Source organism: Methanosarcina spelaei (assembly GCF_002287235.1).
In the GTDB taxonomy this organism is placed as follows: domain Archaea; phylum Halobacteriota; class Methanosarcinia; order Methanosarcinales; family Methanosarcinaceae; genus Methanosarcina; species Methanosarcina spelaei.
Map to the genome: position 1 here is coordinate 1 of NZ_LMVP01000175.1, position 3,626 is coordinate 3,626.

1 protein-coding gene, 1 tRNA gene and 1 pseudogene are annotated in these 3,626 nt (G+C 32.1%); 1 reads left to right on the plus strand and 2 read right to left on the minus strand.

Translation table 11 applies throughout. From position 1 onward, the window contains the following. Positions 1 to 165: 165 nt before the first annotated feature. Complete coding sequence (locus ASJ81_RS10035; RefSeq protein ID WP_230627482.1) at positions 166 to 342, minus strand: winged helix-turn-helix domain-containing protein; 177 nt, start codon at positions 340 to 342, stop codon at positions 166 to 168. 1,531 nt (positions 343 to 1,873) lie between these two features. After that, positions 1,874 to 1,947 (minus strand) — tRNA-Val (locus ASJ81_RS10040). A 1,409-nt stretch (positions 1,948 to 3,356) separates the two neighbouring features. Between ASJ81_RS10040 and ASJ81_RS10045 the strand changes: the two are divergent. Further along, a pseudogene (locus ASJ81_RS10045) lies at positions 3,357 to 3,626 on the plus strand (IS110 family transposase); the annotation flags it as partial.

Genomic DNA, 3,626 nt, shown 5'->3' on the forward strand with positions numbered 1-3,626 from the left:
TGGAAGAGGTAGCGTAATGGCGCGATTCATAGTATAGCTTCTTGTCGCACCTGCGGAAAGTGGGTTCAAGTATATTTCATGTATAATTTTAGTATAGTAAACTGGAAAATCGAAAATAGAAAAGAATGGGAAAATTTAATAAAAGGTGAAAAAAGATAAAATAGCTTAGAGCTTGAGTTCCTTAGCCATTTCCTGAAAGACTTTTCCTTTGTCAGTAGTGATAAAAAGTCCATTTTCGTGTCTGATGAGCTCTTTTTCTTTTAACATTTCAAGGTATTTCTGGGCAATATTAAAGTTTAAATTAACTTCGTATACAATATGAGTTTTCTTTGCTCCGTTCATTGCTACTCTTAAAATATCTACTGCAATATCAGTCCTGCTCCTTCTCTTAATACTGACTCCTCCCCCACGATAGATATAAAATAATCTTTGTAAGTACTACGCTTTAAAAATATTAAAGCATATCTTTTTGTAGGTAACAAAGATTCTAAATCTTTATCGTTCCCCTTTCTATATAACAATTTCAGTACTATATATAATGCCAAGTTATAAAGAAAAAAGATTTAAACTGACGAGTTCCCTTTTATGGCTAGAGAAAAAGGAGAATTGCAAAAAAAATCGGCAACAGCTCTTAGTTAGTTATTTCAAATAAAATTCGAGTCAAAAAAATATATGCTAGGCACTCAACCCATAAAAAATAAAAGTGAGAAGTTACGTAAATAGGTACGCTAATATTCTTTAAAAAATTTAAACAACTAATGGATAATTTAGCTAAAGGATGGTTATCCTGAAAGTATAAAGCATATAAAAATTAATTTTATTATAAAGACATCAAGCAAATAAAGTAATGGAAAAATACTCTGCTGGTTTATAGCTTTCTCGTTCTTGTAATTATGGGCGTATTCGCTTATGGCATTTATAGGATCAAGTAGATTGGAGAGATGTGTCAAAGTACCTTTATGGTTAGAAGGTCAAAGTAGTAACAAGCCTCTAATGTAGAGAACTGAATGGAATGAGTGTTATGATATTTCCTATTCCAGCATCAAAGGAAGGAAAACTTGTTGTTCAACCTGTCCAAAAAGGTATTTTTTTAGTCAGAAACCGGCAAGAAAGTTTTAATTAGCCTGAAGAGGGCGACAAGAGATCTTATTTTAAAAGCGTAACTGAAAATTATGATAACAAAGTGTTATGTGTAACTGAAAATTATGATAACAAAGTGCTATGTAGTAACTGTATGTAACTGTATATTTCACAAAGGGAAAAACGACCCCGAGAAACGATTGATTTTAAATAATTAATAGAAGTCAATGCGTTTTATCACGATATTGGACATCTAACTGGTGTTTTCCACTTTTTGGATTTTATCGGCTTTGATACTTTCGCCTTATTACTTACTTTTCTTATAGAAGATATAAAGAATGCAGATTATGGCAATAATGGCAATCACAATATACAATAGGTATTTCAGATACCGTAACAGGTATTCCAGATACCGTAACAGCAGAACTTGACATTGTACTCATAGTATTCATAACTATTGAAGAAAGTTAAATATTTTACTTATTCCTTTGGAACGAAGTCTTATCCTTTTTTTCTATATTTTACACTGTATTCTATTATAGTCTACCGTGTAGCAACTGTTTAAAATGCCCTTCTGTTTTTATGACAATTGATATATCATAAAATTTGGCAAGGTATTCAACACAAACTTTAATATGCATGTCATTTTCCCGACTAAAAGTGTTAGATATTGGTTAGTGTACTGTGTCTGCACACATCAATAGAGATTGAAAATTAGAGGGTGGAAAAAGCTTAGACCATTAAAGAAAGCTTAATAAACTTTTAGAACAGAAAATAAAGAAAAGAAAGTGAATGGGCCCGCTGAGATTCGAACTCAGGATCCCCGCCGTGTAAAGGCGATGTCATGACCGACTAGACCACGAGCCCTTTTTGCCTACATTTGCAGAATCGCTCTAAGAGCAAGACCAAAATGTCACTAGTTATATATATCTCTTTTGTTAGGAGAGAAAACCAGAGCCTATCTGAAAATAAGTTATTACATAAAATAAAACCCTATTTTATCAAATAAATCTTAGTTAAACTAAATAAGACTGCGGCTGCCTTATATAATAATGGTACTGCACTGGGTGATCAAAGTATTAATATAATAGCGTATTTTTTGATGTAAATTATATTTTGCTTATATATTATCATTATTTTTTATATTAAATTGTTTTATTAGTTCTTAAGACTTATTTCTTATATTATCTTTGGTAATGAATATATATTTACGTATAAAGTATTAAATTGAGAATAATCTGTTATTAACCGCCCTATTTACTCTTATTATACACAGAAATGAGATAATTTTGAACAGTTAGAAAAGCTAAGCAAAAGATATTTATAGGAGATTACATGAAGTAACTTGTGAGCGGGTCTTTCTTTTATATGATAACCCCAACACTCAACACCCCAATTCATACTCCCCAACCCGCTCATCTTATTCTCATCAAATAGAAAAATATATTTAGGGAACTAATTTCAAGATCTAAGTTATACAATTCTATTGTACAGACTAGAAAACGAACCTAGATTTCTGGCCGTGAAAATAACTCCGGAGACTCATTTAGAAAAAGCAACTTATTTAGTACAAAAAGATAAAAAAGTGGAGTTGAACAGGTTCGCATCTTAACTTCACTCGATGGTATTATAGGCCTTTAATTGAGAATAAAATTTCTAGTCAGAAAAAAACAAATAAATATAAACTTTGAATTATAACTATATACTATAGAAATGAAAAGTTATTTATAAGATGAATAGGTATTCATGTCGAGTGAGCGGGTCTCTTTTCCATAGTATAACCCCCAAACAATATCCCCCAACTATTTCCCCCAACTATTCCCCAAACTCTCCAGCCCGCTCACAAACTTTTCTCAGTTTGTTTTACCTGTTTATGCAGTTCAGAAAACTTTTCTGTGAATTTATATTAACTCGTCTAATATTTTGCATCTAAACTTCTTTTGTATCTATACCACATAACCTGGAAAAGTGATATGATGCACATCGTGAAGTAGCTAGAAAAAGTGAACTCGCCTCTTAAATAACAAAAAGTAAGAAAACGTACATGAAATTCTTCGAATAACATGCACAAATCAATGAAAATACTCTACGCCCTCTTTTTTGACTATTAAGCCCTTATTACCTTGGGCAGTAAGGTTGTCCTTATTTTGGTTTTTCAAAACCGTCAGAAAACTAATCAGTGAATTGCCATCGAAGGCTCAAATGTGACTTTGATCACGGATGCTAAATTGGCCTTTTAGGCAATTCGACTGCCCAAATAAATTGGGTGATGTTATATGATTGAAGTCATAAACAAAGCTTGTGGTCTAGACATTCACAAAATCTTTTTCATTGCTACAATTCTCAGTAGATCTGGCGAAAAACAACAGCAACGTTTCAACAGAGATGACGAAGGAATTTTAGCCCTTAAAAATTGGGTAATATCCGAAAAATGTAATGTTGTTGCATGTGAGTCAACAAGTGATTTCTGGGTTCCTATTTATGATTCTTTGATAAAGCATCTACCTGTAATAGTTGGAAATGCTCGAGATATGAAGGTATTTACC